This window comes from Pseudomonas moorei, from assembly GCF_042846945.1.
Classification (GTDB): domain Bacteria; phylum Pseudomonadota; class Gammaproteobacteria; order Pseudomonadales; family Pseudomonadaceae; genus Aquipseudomonas; species Aquipseudomonas moorei.
The window spans coordinates 518,194-533,294 of sequence record NZ_AP035776.1 but is presented as its reverse complement, the minus strand read 5'-3'; the positions used below and the strand labels follow the sequence as shown (position 1 = coordinate 533,294).

Annotated in this window: 12 protein-coding genes; 7 read left to right on the top strand and 5 right to left on the bottom strand. The window is 62.1% G+C overall.

What is annotated here, in order from left to right:
* The first annotated feature begins 40 nt into the window (after nt 1–40).
* The 3 genes from ACGJAX_RS02575 to ACGJAX_RS02565 all read left to right on the top strand — a co-directional run bounded on the left by ACGJAX_RS02575 (nt 41) and on the right by ACGJAX_RS02565 (nt 4,080).
* Complete coding sequence (locus ACGJAX_RS02575; RefSeq protein WP_390957345.1) at nt 41–1,690, top strand: acyl-CoA dehydrogenase family protein; 1,650 nt, start codon at nt 41–43, stop codon at nt 1,688–1,690.
* A gap of 182 nt (nt 1,691–1,872) precedes the next feature.
* On the top strand, nt 1,873–3,372 hold the full coding sequence (gene amn, locus ACGJAX_RS02570) for an AMP nucleosidase (protein WP_174552488.1): 1,500 nt from the start codon (nt 1,873–1,875) through the stop codon (nt 3,370–3,372).
* 72 nt (nt 3,373–3,444) lie between these two features.
* On the top strand, nt 3,445–4,080 hold the full coding sequence (locus tag ACGJAX_RS02565) for a pseudouridine synthase (RefSeq protein ID WP_090325438.1): 636 nt from the start codon (nt 3,445–3,447) through the stop codon (nt 4,078–4,080).
* Here the strand turns inward: ACGJAX_RS02565 and ACGJAX_RS02560 are convergent.
* Together ACGJAX_RS02560 and ACGJAX_RS02555 are read right to left on the bottom strand one after the other, a co-directional pair.
* Nucleotides 4,075–4,284: a DUF2788 domain-containing protein gene (locus tag ACGJAX_RS02560; RefSeq protein ID WP_007937369.1), complete on the bottom strand. Its 210-nt coding sequence runs from the start codon at nt 4,282–4,284 to the stop codon at nt 4,075–4,077. The genes ACGJAX_RS02565 and ACGJAX_RS02560 overlap by 6 nt on opposite strands.
* Before the next feature lie 197 nt (nt 4,285–4,481).
* Nucleotides 4,482–4,961: an Lrp/AsnC family transcriptional regulator gene (locus ACGJAX_RS02555; RefSeq protein ID WP_007937367.1), complete on the bottom strand. Its 480-nt coding sequence runs from the start codon at nt 4,959–4,961 to the stop codon at nt 4,482–4,484.
* Nucleotides 4,962–5,527: 566 nt separating this feature from the next.
* Here ACGJAX_RS02555 and ACGJAX_RS02550 point away from each other — a divergent pair.
* Complete coding sequence (locus tag ACGJAX_RS02550; protein WP_390957344.1) at nt 5,528–6,607, top strand: DUF6515 family protein; 1,080 nt, start codon at nt 5,528–5,530, stop codon at nt 6,605–6,607.
* Here ACGJAX_RS02550 and ACGJAX_RS02545 read toward each other — a convergent pair.
* Both ACGJAX_RS02545 and ACGJAX_RS02540 read right to left on the bottom strand, forming a co-directional pair.
* Entirely contained in the window at nt 6,601–7,497 is an 897-nt protein-coding gene (locus tag ACGJAX_RS02545; RefSeq protein ID WP_390957343.1) for a cation diffusion facilitator family transporter, read from the bottom strand. The genes ACGJAX_RS02550 and ACGJAX_RS02545 overlap by 7 nt on opposite strands.
* Before the next feature lie 29 nt (nt 7,498–7,526).
* Nucleotides 7,527–7,946, bottom strand: coding sequence for a polyribonucleotide nucleotidyltransferase (locus ACGJAX_RS02540; RefSeq protein ID WP_390957342.1), 420 nt, complete (start codon nt 7,944–7,946; stop codon nt 7,527–7,529).
* Nucleotides 7,947–8,055: 109 nt separating this feature from the next.
* Between ACGJAX_RS02540 and hrpB the strand changes: the two genes are divergently transcribed.
* Nucleotides 8,056–10,572, top strand: coding sequence for an ATP-dependent helicase HrpB (hrpB, locus tag ACGJAX_RS02535; RefSeq protein ID WP_390957341.1), 2,517 nt, complete (start codon nt 8,056–8,058; stop codon nt 10,570–10,572).
* Between the two features lie 128 nt (nt 10,573–10,700).
* Here the strand turns inward: hrpB and ACGJAX_RS02530 are convergent, their stop codons facing one another.
* Entirely contained in the window at nt 10,701–11,630 is a 930-nt protein-coding gene (locus ACGJAX_RS02530) for a LysR substrate-binding domain-containing protein (RefSeq protein WP_090325427.1), read from the bottom strand.
* Nucleotides 11,631–11,855: 225 nt separating this feature from the next.
* Here ACGJAX_RS02530 and ACGJAX_RS02525 point away from each other — a divergent pair, with 225 nt between their 5' ends.
* Nucleotides 11,856–13,346, top strand: a complete 1,491-nt coding sequence (locus ACGJAX_RS02525; RefSeq protein WP_390959794.1) for an aldehyde dehydrogenase family protein — start codon at nt 11,856–11,858, stop codon at nt 13,344–13,346.
* Nucleotides 13,347–13,368: 22 nt separating this feature from the next.
* On the top strand, nt 13,369–14,739 hold the full coding sequence (locus ACGJAX_RS02520; protein WP_390957340.1) for an aspartate aminotransferase family protein: 1,371 nt from the start codon (nt 13,369–13,371) through the stop codon (nt 14,737–14,739).
* Nucleotides 14,740–15,101: the final 362 nt, after the last annotated feature.

Sequence of the window (15,101 nt, the reverse complement as noted above, 5' to 3'; positions counted from 1 at the left end):
TGCTTAACTGGTCTCCTTGGCTAACCAAAGGAGCCCCGTCATGAACCTGCACCAGTTCGCCGAAACCCACGAAGTCACCAATCAGCCGCCGTCCCTCGATGGCGTCAACCTGTATCGCATCGACTTGCCGTTGCAGGAGTGGTCGCGGCGTTTCGGGGCCGGTTGGGCCGAATCGCGGATCGATGCCTACGGTGCACTGGCCGGGGGCCCGCTGATGGAGGCGGGATTCCTGGCCAATGAGAACAAGCCGGTGTTCAGCAGTCACGACCGCTATGGGCATCGTATCGACCTGGTGGAATTTCATCCGGCCTATCACCAACTGATGCGCACGGCGATCGAACATGGCCTGACCTCGTTGCCCTGGGCGCACCCGCAGGACGGCGCCCATGTCGCCCGGGCTTCCATGACCTACTTGCACAGCCAGGCCGAAGCCGGCAGTGGCTGCCCGCTGACCATGACCTTCGCCAGCGTACCGGCCCTGCGCCTGCAGCCGGATCTGGCCAGACAATGGCTGCCGAAAGTGCTCGCCACCGAATATGACCCGCGCAACATCGGCATGGCCCACAAGGCCGGGGTCACCCTCGGCATGGCCATGACCGAGAAACAGGGCGGCACCGACGTTCGTGCGAACACCACCAAGGCTTATCCGGTCGGTGCCAGCGGTCCTGGCCAGGCTTATGAACTGTTGGGGCACAAGTGGTTCTGTTCGGCGCCGATGTGCGATGCCTTCCTGACCCTGGCGCAGACGGACAAGGGCTTGACCTGTTTCCTGCTGCCGCGCCATCGCCCGGATGACACGCGCAATCAGTTCTACATCCAGCGCCTGAAAAACAAACTCGGCAATTGCTCCAACGCTTCCAGCGAAGTGGAGTTTCGTGGCGCCCTGGCCTGGATGGTCGGCGAGGAGGGGCGGGGTGTACCGACCATCATCGAGATGGTGGCCATGACCCGCTTCGATTGCATGGTCGGCTCCAGTTCGCTGATGCGTCAGGCGCTGACCCAGGCCAGCCATCACTGTGCACACCGCTCGGTCGGCGGCAAATTACTGAGCGAACAGCCCTTGATGCAAAACGTGCTGGCTGACCTGGCACTGGAAAGCGAAGCGGCCCTGGCCTTGAGTTTGCGCATGGGCCGGGCGCTGGATCATCTGGGTGACGAACAGGAAGCAAAATTCGCGCGGTTGGTGACGGCAGTGGGCAAGTATTGGATCTGCAAGCGCGCGCCGGCCATGATCAACGAAGCCGCCGAGTGCATGGGCGGGGCCGGTTATGTCGAAGACAGCATCCTGCCGCGGCTGTACCGCGAGGCGCCGGTCAACTCGACGTGGGAAGGCTCCGGCAACGTGCAATGCCTCGACGTGCTGCGAGCGCTGTCGAAAGAGCCGGGTGCCCTCGATGCCCTGTTCACGGAGTTGGGTGATGGCCATGGCGACAAGCGCCTGGCTGCGCATATCAGTCAGTTGCAAAAGGCCTTCAAGGACACCGGCGACATTCAGTACCGTGCCCGGCAATTGACCGAAGACATTGCCTTGGGGCTGCAAGCCAAACTGCTGCTGGAGGCGGGCAATGCGGCGGTGAGCGATGCCTTCATCGCCAGCCGCCTCGGTTCTGCCGGACGCGTATATGGCGCGTTGCCACGGGGGCTGGATGTTGAAGCCATCGTCGCCCGATCGACTCCGCAGGGTTTTTGACCACGAACAATAAAAACACTGCACAACCTGTGGGAGCGGGCTTGCCCGCGATAGCGGTATCTGAGTCAACAGATAGGTCGATTGATAGGCCCTCATCGCGGGCAAGCCCACAGGGTTTTCGGTGTGTGCAATATTTTTGTATCAGCATGCCACTGTTCCCGTGAAGCGACGATGCAGGCAAGATGAAGGCCTGCAAGTCAGAACACAGGATGCTGATCGTGACCGAAGCTTTTATTGTCGTTCAAACCGCCGAGCAAGCCGTTGACCGGCTTGCGCTCTTGCACAATCGTGCAACCACCGCATTGAGCCAGGCGCTCAAGCGCTACCTCAAGGATCGCGTCGAGCCCGATGCCGAGCAGCGGGCATTGTTCCGTTATCCCGAATTGCGTCTGACCTACCATTGCCAGGGCGAAGTCCCGCAGACCACCCGCGCCTACGCCAAGGTTCAGTTACCGGGCACCTACAGCGTCACCGTGACCCACCCGTCGGCGTTCCGTAAATACCTGCTGGAACAGCTCGTACCTCTGATGCACGACTTCACCGTGACCGTAGAGGTCGGTGTCAGTCAGCAAAACATTCCTTATCCGTACGTAGTCGAGCAGGGCGATGAGCTGGCTGGCTCGGGCGTCACCGCGGCCGTGCTGGCGCGGGTGTTCCCGAGTACCGACCTGTCGGCGGCGACCGACGGCATTGCCGATGGTTTGTACGATTGGGAAAACACCGACCCGCTGCCGCTGGCGCTGTTCGATGCCGCGCGGGTGGATTTCTCCCTGCGCCGACTGGTGCATTACACCGGTAGCGACTGGCGTCATGTGCAGCCGTGGATCCTGCTGACCAACTACCACCGTTACGTTGACCAGTTCATCGTCCATGGCCTTGAACAATTGCGCAAAGACCCGCGTTTCATCCGCATGGTGCTGCCGGGCAACGTGATCATCGAAAAGAGCATGGACCACGGTGAAGCCTCGGCGATTGCCGCCGGCGTGGTCTGGCACCGCTACCAGATGCCGGCCTATCACCTGATCGCCAGCGACGGTCATGGCGTGACCCTGGTGAACATCGGCGTCGGCCCGTCCAACGCCAAGAACATCACCGATCACCTGGCGGTGCTGCGTCCGCACTGCTGGCTGATGATTGGCCACTGCGGCGGCTTGCGTCAGTCGCAGACCATTGGCGACTACGTGCTGGCGCACGCCTACATGCGCCGCGACGGGATTCTCGACCGGGTGGTACCGCCGAACATTCCGATCCCGGCCCTGGCCGAAGTGCAGATGGCCTTGCAACAAGCGGCGGCCAACATCACCGGCGAGCAAGGCGACCAACTGAAAAAGCGTCTGCGCACCGGCACCGTGCTGACCTACGACGACCGCAACTGGGAATTGCGCTGGGCCCAGGAGCGTCCACTGATCAACTTGTCTCGCGCCGTGGCGGTGGACATGGAAAGCGGCACCATCGCCGCCCAGGGCTATCGCCTGCGCGTGCCTTATGGCACGTTGCTCTGCGTGTCGGACAAGCCGCTGCACAGTGAAATCAAGCTGCCGGGTTCGGCCAACGCTTTCTATGAGCGCGCGGTCAGCCAGCATTTGAAGATCGGCATCGAGGCGGTGGACTTGCTGCGCACCGAACTCAACTCGCTGCACTCGCGCAAACTGCGCAGCTTCGACGAACCGCCGTTCCGCTAACGGTTTGTCATGGTCATTTAGCGGTCAGGGCACTAGCATTAGCAGCCCTGACCGTTAGATGTCTCTTTTGCCATGTCCCGTCCTCAACGTCCCGTTTCCCGCCGTCCTGGCGCGAAGCCATCCCCTTCGGCCCCGCGCCGTGTCGCCAAGGCACCACCGGCCGAGCCAAAACTGATCCTGTTCAACAAACCGTTCGATGTGCTGACGCAATTCAGCGATGGCGAAGGTCGGGCGACGCTCAAGGACTTTATCGAGATCCCGGGGATTTACCCCGCCGGACGGTTGGACCGTGACAGCGAAGGCTTGCTGCTGCTGACCAACGACGGTCAGCTACAGGCGCGGATCGCCGATCCGAAACACAAACTGGCCAAGACTTATTGGGTGCAAGTGGAAGGGGAGCCGAGCGCCGAGCAGTTGCAGCGTTTGCGTGATGGCGTGGAGTTGAACGACGGCATGACCTTGCCTGCCGAGGCGCGGCAACTCGACGAGCCCGAGTTGTGGCCGCGCAATCCGCCCGTGCGTTTTCGCAAGAGTGTGCCGACCAGTTGGCTGGAGCTGGTGATTCGCGAGGGACGTAACCGTCAGGTAAGGCGCATGACGGCGGCGGTCGGACTGCCGACGTTGCGCCTGGTGCGGGTCAGAATCGGCGACTGGACTCTCGAAGGGCTCGATCAAGGCCAGTGGAAGGAAGTGCCGGCGCGCTTATAAAGTGCCGGACTCGATCAGTCCGATCACCACGCTCTTGATGACGAATGCCGCTACGCCAAGGCCCAGTACGAAGAACAGAATGAACGAGCCGAAACGCCCGGCCTTGGACTTCTTCGCCAGATCCCAGACGATGAAACCCATGAAAATGATCAGGATGGAGACCAGGCCGGTCATCATCCACTCTTCGAAAACTGCAGGATCCATCGAACATCTCCACGCGGGCGAGGCTAAAAGGGCGCGGGGAGTATACGCCTCGCTGGTGGAGGGCAGTATTGACCTGCGGCGGTGTGTCGCAGTCATTCGTCGGCTGTTGCGGCCCCATCGCGAGCAAGCTCGCTCCTACGGTTGATCCTGGTGCGCTGAAGATCCCTGCAGGAGCGAGCTTGCTCGCGATGGCGTCCTCAGCTTCGCAGATGAGTCAGCGGCAGCTCAGTGCTGTTCAAAACCTGATTCAACACAAAACTCGACCGCACGCTCGTCACGCCTTCAATCCGCGTCAGATGCCCCAGCAGCAGTTTCTGGTAGTGATCCATGTCCGGCACCACGACCTTGAGCTGATAGTCGGCATCCATCCCGGTCACCAGGCTGCATTCCAGGACTTGCGGCAAGGTTCGGATGGCCGCTTCGAAGTTCTCGAAGCGCTCCGGCGTATGGCGGTCCATGCCGATCAGCACATAGGCTGTCAGGCTCAGGCCGAGCATTTTGCGGTCGAGCAGGGCGACCTGGCGGGAAATGTAGCCGTCATCCTCCAGTTGCTTGACCCGCCGTGAGCACGGCGACGGTGACAGGCCGATGCGTTCGGCCAGCTCCTGATTGGAGATGCGTGCATCACGCTGCAATTCAGCCAGAATGCTCAGGTCGTATCGGTCGAGTTTGCTCATCAATCAGGCCTTTGTCATAACTATTGCGGCAGATTATCTATCCAGGGTTAAAAATTGCGCAAGTAATGTTTATTTGAGCAATCTTCGCAATCCTCTGCCGGCCCTCCGAGCCTATTCTTATCACCAGAATCACTGCTCGGACAAACAGTCCAGTGCGGCTCGCCCAATCAGGCCAGCTGCGGTCGCCACCCCCACAGGGGATGTGCCGGCCCCCGAGCTACACACTGTCCAGAAGACGGCGTGAGGTGAGCCGACGTCAAAAGCGTCGAGCACGGACGAAGTTCTCAAGGGGAGGCCGACGGGTCTCCCCTTTTTCTTGCCCGTCATTTGACGCCCGTCCTCAATAAATAAGTTGCGCGACTGATAACCTGTTGCAGAACCAGCCTGTGCATTTCCAGTCTTACGTACAAGCGCTGTTCGCTTCACTGTAGGAGCGAGCCTGCTCGCGATGGACGTTAACGATGACGCGCGTGCTTTTTGAATAAACGCATTGCGCTTGAGTTCATCGCGAGCAGGCTCGCTCCTACGCAATCCGTACCCCAGCAGTCCCCACAGTGAGGAAAAGCATGAAGTCGCGCATCTGGCGTTTGGCCGGAGTTGGTTTGCTGTGTGTCAGTGTCACTGCGCAATCGCTCGCCGACGAGCCGCAGAACCGGGGGCCCGATGGTGGGCAGCGCTGGGAGGGCGGTCATCAGGGAAACAATCAGGGTCATGGCGGCAACAATCAGCCGCACCCGCAGGAAGGTCAACCACAGAACCCGCCACGTCCGCAGAACAACGACGTCAATCGTGGCGAAAACAGCCGGCAGTTCGAACACAACGACCAGCATCAGAACCAGGGTCAGTGGCAGCGCCATACGCCGCCCGATTACAACAGCCCGGTTCGCCCGCCGCCGCCGTCACCGCAATTGCCGGCCAATGATTTGCCCATCCAGCCCCGGCCCGATGCGGTGCGCCAGACCCAGCCACCGCAGCGCGGGTATTACCAGGACGTTCCGCGTCGCAACGACAACAACCAGCACTGGGGCGGCTACACCGGTTCGCCGTCGAGTAACAATCAGTGGCAGGGCCACCCGAACGGACACGACAATGGCTGGGGCCCAGGACCGCAGTATCGCCCTGGCCACGTGATCGATCGCTTCCCCGACCGCGAATACCGCGTGCCGTACCGCGGCATGGATTATTTCTACTCCGGCGGCTACTGGTATCGCCCACTGGGCCCACGCTATGTGGTGGTCGAACCGCCGCGCGGAATTCGCGTCAGTTACTTGCCCGATTACGCCGAGCAGGTGTTGATCGGCGGTACGGTGCTATTTTTGGCGGCGGGCGCGTATTACGCCTATCAGGAGAGCACCCAGGACTACGTCGTGGTCGAGCCACCGGTTGGCAGCCTTCAACCGCAGCCGCAGCCACAACAGCCGCCACCACCCGTCAACAACAGTTATGACGTGGTGGCGTACCCGGCCAACGGCCAGTCCCAGGAACAGGTCAATCAGGATGGCTACGAGTGCTATCAATACGCGGTGCAGCAGAGCGGTTTCGATCCGCGAACCGCAACCTACCAACCGGACCCTTCGGTGGTGCAGGCCTACCGCCAGGCTCAGGGCAATTGCCTGAGCAGTCGCGGCTATCAGGTGAGTTACTGAGCCCGGGCGGCGTTCACCGCTTCCTGCGGGTCGGCGTGCACCAGCACCTCGGCTCGCGGGTAGGCGGCGTGAATCGCATCGGCGGCCTGATCGCTGATGCCGTGGGCAACTGACAGCGTCAGATCCCCCGGCAATTCCAGGTGCAGTTGTACGAACCACTGATTACCGGACACCCGCGTGCGCAGGTCATGCGCGCCCAGCACCCCCGGAACGCCGCATGCCAGTTCGAGCATGTGCTGGCTGACATCCGGCGGCAGCTCTTCATCCATCAGCACCGTGAAACTTTCCCGGGCGATCTGCACCGCGCTCCAGAGGATGTACGCGGCGATACCCAGACCGAACCAGGCGTCGACCTGATGCCAGCCAAACCCGGCCAGCACCAGCGCCAACAGTATGCTGCCGTTGAGCAGCATGTCCGAGCGGTAATGCAAGGAGTCGGCGTGTACGGCATTGGAGCCCGTGGCCTTGACCACACGATGCTGCAATATCAGCAGTGCCAGGGTCAGGACCAGCGAGAACACAATCACCCCGATGCTGATCCATGGCGCGCCCACCGGCTCTGGATGCTTGATCCGCTCGAATGCCTGCATCGCAATCAGCACCGCACTGCCGCCGATGAACAACGCTTGCGCCATGCCGGCCAGCGATTCGGCCTTGCCATGCCCGTAGCGATGATCGTCGTCGGCGGGGCGCAGGGCATAGTGCACGGCCAGCAAGTTGAGCATCGAAGTGATGCCGTCGAGTGCCGAGTCGGTCAACCCGGCGAGCATGCTCACCGATCCGCTCAGCCACCAGGCGATGGCTTTGGCGACGACCAGCGTGCAAGCCACCGCCACCGAGGCACGGGTCGCCAGCCGCAGCAGGCGGGCGTGTTCGGAGCTGGAGATCATAAGGGCGGCCTTTCCTTGAAATGCACCGATTACGCGGCGGGTTGCAGGCCGAACATGGCCAGTTGTTGGGCACTGCCCTTGTGCTGGATCAGGCGTGGATCATCCAGCGGGAAGCTGCGGCCCAGTTCACGCTGCAGAATAGCCTGCAACTTGAGGTTATCGACCTTGCCGTCGGCGCCGATGGCTTCCTTGAGTTTTTCCGGGTCGACCTGGGCGGTTTTGCCCGGTTCGAAGTAAATCGCGCCGGTGGCGAAGTCCACGGCAAACGCGATCAGGCCGGGAATGATATAGAACAGCAGGCCAACGGCATCGAGCGCGGCAATGGCCGGGTCGATCTTGCCATCGATCTGTCCACGGCGATCCGGATAGAAGATCGAACCGCAGGCTGTTACTTGGGTCAGCAGGGTCGCGACCAGAACACCGCCAATCAGGCGAACGGGAATACGCATATGAAATCTCCTGGGTCATTTCAAAACGAAGTGTCATCGGTATGAATTAGGACCGCAACGAACACTGGGCAGTTCGCCGTTATACTCGCCGCTCTGTTTGGGAGCCAGCATGATTTCTTTGCCGATTGATGAAGTTTTACCCGCCCTGCGTGAAGCCTTGGCTACGCGCCACGAAGCCGTGCTTGAAGCACCGCCTGGCGCCGGTAAAACCACCCGCGTGCCCTTGGCCTTGCTCAACGAGTCGTGGCTGGCCGGGCAAACCATCCTCATGCTCGAGCCGCGCCGGTTGGCGGCGCGCGCGGCAGCGGAGCGCCTGGCCAGTGAGCTGGGCGAGAAAGTCGGCGAAACCGTGGGTTATCGCATCCGGCTCGACAGCAAGGTTGGCCCCGACACCCGCATCGAAGTGGTCACCGAAGGCATCCTCACCCGGCGCTTGCAGGACGATCCGGCGCTGGAAGGCGTGGGCCTGCTGATTTTCGACGAATTTCACGAACGCAGCCTCGACGCCGACCTGGCGTTGGCCCTGAGCCTCAATGGTCGGGAGCTGTTTCGCGACGATCAACCGCTGAAAATCCTGCTGATGTCCGCGACCCTGGAGGGCGAACGCCTGGCCGGGTTGCTGGACGATGCGCCGATCCTGCGCAGCGAAGGGCGCATGTACCCGGTGGCGATGCGCTGGGGGCGGCCGTTTCAGGCCGGTGAATTCATCGAGCCACGCCTGGTGCAGACCATCCTCGAAGCCTTGAACGATGAAACCGGCAGCGTGCTGGTGTTCCTGCCGGGGCAGGCGGAAATTCGCCGCGTGCATCAACAACTGGCCGATGCGCTGGGCGACAACCCTCAAGTGTTGCTTTGCCCGTTGCACGGTGAACTGGACCTGGCCGCGCAACGGGCGGCGATTGATCCGGCGCCGTCAGGCAAACGCAAAGTGGTGCTGGCCACCAACATCGCCGAGACCAGCCTGACCATCGACGGCGTGCGCGTCGTCATCGATGCCGGATTGGCGCGCGTACCGCGTTTCGACCCCGGCAGCGGCATGACTCGCCTCGACACGCAACGTATCTCCAAGGCCAGTGCGACCCAGCGTGCGGGCCGCGCCGGGCGACTGGAGCCTGGCGTTTGCTATCGCCTGTGGTCGCAGGATCAACACGAACAGTTGGCGGCCTACGGCAGTGCGGAAATTCTCTCGGCGGATCTCGCCGGCCTGGCCTTGCAACTCGGCCGCTGGGGCGTGGCACCCGGGCAATTGGTCTGGCTCGATGTGCCGCCCGCCGCCGCGTACGCGCAGGCGCAGGATCTGCTCGAACGTCTGGGCGCACTGGACGGCGAAACGCTGACCCGTCACGGTCAGGCCATGGCCGAGTTGCCGGCGCATCCGCGCATCGCCCATTTGCTGTTGCGCGGGCAGGCCCTCGGTTTGGCAGACATGGCCTGCGATGTGGCGGCGCTGCTCGGCGAGCGCGACATCTTGCGTGGTGCCGGCGCGGATCTGCACAGCCGACTGGTGTTGTTGTCCGGCGAAGCGCGCGCCGCTCGCGGTGCCCAGGGCGGGGTGCAGCGGGCTCGGCAACTGGCGCGGCAATATCGAGGCTATCTGCGCGGCAAGGCCACGGAGCCGGTCAGCGATCCCGATCACCCGCGCTGGCTCGGTGCGCTGCTGGCACTGGCCTACCCCGACCGCGTTGCCCAGCAGCGCCGCGCGGGTGGCGCCGAGTATCGACTGGCCAACGGCCGGGCAGCCTTGTTCGCCGAAGCGGACAGCCTGATGAAACAACCCTGGCTGGTGATCGCCGACCTTGGCAGTCGTCAGGGCCAGCGTGAAGAGCGGATTTATCTGGCGACGGATTTCGATCCGGCGCTGTTCGACTCGGTGCTGGCCGAGCAGGTGCGGGTGGTCGATCAACTGGATTGGGACGAACGCGAAGGCGTGTTGCGAGCCGAGCGCCAGCGCAAGGTTGGGGAACTGATCCTCAGCCGCGAACCGCTGACCGGCCTTGATGAGTCCGCCCGCAGTCAGGCGCTGGTCAATCTGGTCCGCCGCAAGGGGCTGGAATTGTTGCCGTGGACGCCGGAGCTGCGTCAGTGGCAGGCGCGGGTAGCCTTGTTGCGCCAACTGGATCTGGCCGGCAAGGGCGAGAGTGAGTGGCCGGATGTCAGCGACGCCGCGTTGCTCATAACCCTGGAGCACTGGCTGATGCCTTATCTGGGCAAGGTCTCGCGGCTCAGTCACTTCGCCAACCTGGACCTGTCGAGCATCGTCCATAACCTGTTGCCCTGGCCTTTGCCGCAACGGCTCGACGAGTTGGCCCCGCATCATTTAAGCGTGCCGTCGGGTTCGTCGATCCGTCTGGATTACAGCGAACAGCCGCCGATTCTGGCGGTGCGTCTGCAGGAACTGTTTGGCCTGGCCGAGACCCCGCGCATCGCCGGTGGCCGGCAAGTGGTCAAACTGCATCTGTTGTCCCCGGCGCGGCGGCCGGTGCAGGTGACCCAGGACCTGGCGAACTTCTGGCGCAGCACCTACGCCGAGGTAAAGAAAGACTTGAAGGGGCGCTACCCGAAACACTACTGGCCGGATGACCCGTTGGTGGCCGAAGCGACCGCGCGGATCAAGCCGCGCAAGTAGGCGCCGGCAAGCCGGCTCCTAAAGATGGCGTCCGCCGAACCACCACGGAACTTGTGGGAGCTGGCTTGCCAGCGAAGGCGTCCTGCAAAACACCACAGGTTCCAAACCCTTCGCCAGCAAGCCGGCGACTACAGGGTCGGGTGTGTTTTTTCGGATTTTTCGGTGAGCTGCTCGCGACAATAATCGGCAAACATCTGCGCCGGTTTGGTCAATTGGCCACGTTTCAACCACGCCGCCACCAATCCAGACCCCGTGACATCCTCGACAATGTCCACGCACACCACTTTCTGCCCGTCATAGGTGCATTCCGAATGCGGCCGTGTGACCAGGATCGAAAAACCAAACCCTTGCCCGACCATCCCGCGCACCATCTCGATCGACGGTGAGCTGAAAGCGATGTGCGGCGTCAGGCCCAGCTCCTCGAACAGGCTGACGAAGTAGGTCCGGCTCGGCTGTACATCCAGCAGAATCATCGGCTCCAGGCACAGGTCGCGCAGCGACACTTGCTTCAACTGGGCAAAGCGATGATCCGCCGGCAGCAAGGCATAAGGGCGCTGCGCCGGCATCAGGGGTTCGGTCTGGATGGTGGCGTCCAGGTCATGTTCATACAGGATCGCCAGATCGAAGGTGCCCGAGGTCAGGCCTTGCACCAACTCCTGCTGCTCGCCGTCGCGGATACGGATTTTCACCCCCGGGTACAACGCCGAAAACCCGGCAATAAGCTGGGGCAGGTACAGCGGCGCGACGGTTTCGAAGCAACCGATGTCGATTTGCCCGGCCACCACATCGTTGTCGGCCAGAGCGTTCTGCTCGAACTCCTTGGCCATGCGCAGCAGCTCCTGGGCCTTGCGGTAGAAGCGCGCACCGCTGGGTGTCAGGGAGACGCCCTGGGCGTGATGGCGGATCAGCAGTTGCACACCGAAGCTGTCTTCCAGGCCTTTGATCGCCGTGGAGATCGCCGGCTGGGCGATGTACAACTTGCGCGAAGCCTCGGCGACGCTGCCGCAATCGACGGTGGTAATGAAGTACTTCAATTGACGCAGGTTGTAGGCAGCCACGACAAACCTCGGGACGGACGGGTAAGGCATCCAAGCAATTTGCGCACCGCCCGCATCCCGTCAGGCGAAGTTTTTGTTGTGTTTGAACAATAACCACATGCAGCGCAACCCGGGAGATTGGCTACCCAGTTTTTTCATCGTCTGCGAAGACATTTTTACTATTTTTCCTCGACACGGGCCTGGGCCACCATCAATGCACAAGAAAAGCCCATGGAGCATCTGAACGTGTTCGAGCTTGCATACTGGCAAAACAAGGCCGCTGCGCTGCGGTTACCCGACCAGGCCGTGATCGACGGCAAATCCCGTGCAGCGCAGTCGGGACAGACATTCGCGGCCATCAACCCCGCTACTGGCCAGCATCTGGCCAACGTGGCGGCCTGCGGCGAGGAGGACGTCGAGGCGGCGGTGCGCAACGCGCGCCAGGTGTTCGAAGCCGGCACCTGGGCGGCGCGTTCCCCAAGCGAGCGCAAGCAAGTGTTGTTGCGCCTGGCCGATCTGATTCTGGTCCATCGCGAAGAACTGGCGCTGCTCGATTCGCTGAACATGGGCAAACCCGTCATGGACGCCTACAACATCGACGTGCCGGGCGCCGCCGGGGTGTTCCGCTGGTACGCCGAGAGCCTCGACAAACTCTACGATCAGGTCGCCCCCAGCGCACAGAACGTGCTGGCGACCATCACCCGCGAAGCGTTGGGCGTGGTCGCGGCCGTGGTGCCCTGGAACTTTCCACTGGATATGGCCGCGTGGAAACTCGCGCCAGCCCTGGCGGCGGGTAACTCGGTGATCCTCAAACCGGCCGAACAGTCACCGTTTTCCGCGCTGCGCCTGGCTGAACTGGCGCTGGAAGCCGGACTGCCAGCCGGTGTGCTCAATGTACTGCCGGGGCTTGGCGAACAGACCGGTAAAGCCCTCGGCCTGCACCCGGACGTTGATTGCCTGGTGTTCACCGGTTCTACCGAAGTCGGCAAATACTTCATGCAGTACTCGGCGCAATCGAACCTGAAACAGGTGTGGCTGGAGTGCGGCGGCAAGAGCGCGAACCTGGTGTTCGCCGACTGTCAGGACCTTGATCTCGCGGCACAAAAAGCCGCGTTCGGCATCTTCTTCAATCAGGGTGAAGTCTGTTCCGCCAACTCGCGGTTGCTGGTGCAGCGCTCGATTCACGATGAATTCGTCGAGCGCCTCAAGGCCCAGGCCGAGCGCTGGCAGCCAGGTGATCCTCTGGACCCGTCGAGCACCGCCGGCGCCATCGTCGACAGCCGCCAGACAGCCCGCATCATGAAGTTCATCCAGCAGGCCGAGCAGCAGGGCGCGACCCGCGTCTGTGGCGGCCGGCAGTCGATCTTCAACGGCTCGGACAACTTCATCCAGCCGACGATCTTTACCGGCGTGAGCCCGGACATGCCGCTGTTTCGCGACGAAGTGTTCGGCCCGGTGCTGGCGGTCACGGCGTTCGATGACGAGGCCCACGCCTTGCAATTGGCCAACGACAGCGTCTACGGTCTGGCGGCATCGCTGTGGACCGACGACCTCAATCGCGCCCACCGCGTGGCGCGACAATTGCGAGCCGGGACCGTGTCGGTCAACAGCGTCGATGCGCTGGACGTGACCGTGCCTTTCGGCGGTGGCAAACAGTCCGGTTTTGGCCGTGACCTGTCGCTGCACTCATTCGATAAATACACCCAGTTGAAGACCACCTGGTTTCAATTGCGCTGATAACAAAAACGGAGAACTGGCGATGACCACCCCACGTGAAACCCGCGACTACCAGGCAGCCGACGCCGCGCATCACATCCACGCGTTCGTCGATCAAAAGGCACTCAATGACGAAGGGCCACGGGTGATGGTCCGTGGTGAGCGCCTGCACCTGTGGGACAACGACGGTCGGCGTTACCTCGACGGCATGTCCGGGCTGTGGTGCACCAACCTCGGTTACGGGCGCAAGGACCTGGCGTTGGCGGCGAGCCAGCAGCTGGAACAGCTGCCGTACTACAACATGTTTTTCCACACGACCCACCCGCAGGTGATCGAGCTATCCGAGCTGTTGTTCAGCCTGCTGCCGGGTCACTACAGCCACGCGATCTACACCAACTCCGGCTCCGAAGCCAACGAGGTGTTGATCCGTACCGTGCGCCGTTATTGGCAAGTGCTCGGCAAGCCCGAGAAGAAAATCATGATCGGCCGCTGGAACGGCTACCACGGTTCGACCCTGGCCGCGACGGCGCTCGGTGGCATGAAATTCATGCACGAAATGGGCGGCATGATCCCCGACATCGAACACATCGACGAACCGTACTTCTTCGCCCACGAGGGCAACCTGACGCCGGCCGAATTCGGCCTGCGTGCAGCGCAGCAGCTGGAAGCGAAGATTCTCGAACTGGGTGCGGACAAGGTGGCCGGCTTCATCGCCGAACCGTTCCAGGGCGCGGGCGGCATGATCTTCCCGCCGGAAAGCTACTGGCCGGAAATCCAGCGCATCTGCCGCAAGTACGACGTGCTGCTGTGCGCCGACGAAGTGATTGGCGGCTTCGGTCGTACCGGCGAATGGTTCGCCCACGAGTACTTCGGTTTTGAGCCGGATACGTTGTCCATCGCCAAGGGCCTGACCTCGGGCTACATCCCGATGGGTGGCCTGGTGCTGTCGAAAAAAATGGCCCAGGTGCTGGTGGAGCAGGGCGGTGTGTTCGCCCACGGCCTGACCTATTCCGGGCACCCGGTAGCGGCGGCGGTGGCTATCGCCAACCTCAAGGCATTGCGTGATGAAGGGGTGGTGGCGCGGGTCAAGGATGACATCGGCCCGTACCTGCAACAGTGTCTGCGCGAGGTGTTCGGCAATCACCCGCTGGTGGGCGATATCCAGGGCACGGGCATGGTGGCGGCACTGCAACTGGCCGAAGACAAAACCAGCCGTAAACGCTTTGCCAACGAGAACGACATCGCCTGGCGCTGCCGCACGATTGGCTTTGAAGAAGGGGTGATCATTCGTTCGACTCTGGGGCGGATGATCATGGCGCCGGCGTTGATTGCCAGCCGTGAAGAGATTGACGAGCTGGTGGGCAAGACCCTGAAAGCGGTCGATCGCACGGCGCAGGAATATGGGCGGCTCTAACAGCGTCTGAAGGTCCTGCGGACCTTATCGCGAGCAGGCTCGCTCCCACAGTGAGATTGTGTCGAACCCGGTAATGGTGTCGACATCTAACCCCTGTGGGAGCGAGCCTGCTCGCGATTGTTTTTGCCCATTCAACACACACCTTTCCTTTTTTGCCCCCACCCTGTGCATCCCCGCCAAGTCCGCCCTTGTACCGCGCACGCTACCCAGTTTTTTCATCGTTCCCATCGACATATTTCCTCATTTTCCTAAGCCCTGCCTTGGGCCAACATCGACTTTGCCAGTCAGCCCCATGCTGCCCAACCCAAGGTCCATCAGAGACCGCCGGTGGCAGCTGATATCCGGGGCCGCTGGTCGTACTG

What these genes read in the sequence shown, in the direction of transcription:
- amn (WP_174552488.1), top strand. Translation starts at nt 1,873, where the DNA reads ATGAAGGCCTGCAAGTCAGAACACAGGATGCTGATCGTGACCGAAGCT.
- ACGJAX_RS02520 (WP_390957340.1), top strand. Translation starts at nt 13,369, where the DNA reads ATGACCACCCCACGTGAAACCCGCGACTACCAGGCAGCCGACGCCGCG.
- ACGJAX_RS02545 (WP_390957343.1), bottom strand. Translation starts at nt 7,497, where the DNA reads ATGATCTCCAGCTCCGAACACGCCCGCCTGCTGCGGCTGGCGACCCGT.
- ACGJAX_RS02565 (WP_090325438.1), top strand. Translation starts at nt 3,445, where the DNA reads ATGTCCCGTCCTCAACGTCCCGTTTCCCGCCGTCCTGGCGCGAAGCCA.
- hrpB (WP_390957341.1), top strand. Translation starts at nt 8,056, where the DNA reads ATGATTTCTTTGCCGATTGATGAAGTTTTACCCGCCCTGCGTGAAGCC.
- ACGJAX_RS02575 (WP_390957345.1), top strand. Translation starts at nt 41, where the DNA reads ATGAACCTGCACCAGTTCGCCGAAACCCACGAAGTCACCAATCAGCCG.
- ACGJAX_RS02550 (WP_390957344.1), top strand. Translation starts at nt 5,528, where the DNA reads ATGAAGTCGCGCATCTGGCGTTTGGCCGGAGTTGGTTTGCTGTGTGTC.
- ACGJAX_RS02555 (WP_007937367.1), bottom strand. Translation starts at nt 4,961, where the DNA reads ATGAGCAAACTCGACCGATACGACCTGAGCATTCTGGCTGAATTGCAG.
- ACGJAX_RS02560 (WP_007937369.1), bottom strand. Translation starts at nt 4,284, where the DNA reads ATGGATCCTGCAGTTTTCGAAGAGTGGATGATGACCGGCCTGGTCTCC.
- ACGJAX_RS02540 (WP_390957342.1), bottom strand. Translation starts at nt 7,946, where the DNA reads ATGCGTATTCCCGTTCGCCTGATTGGCGGTGTTCTGGTCGCGACCCTG.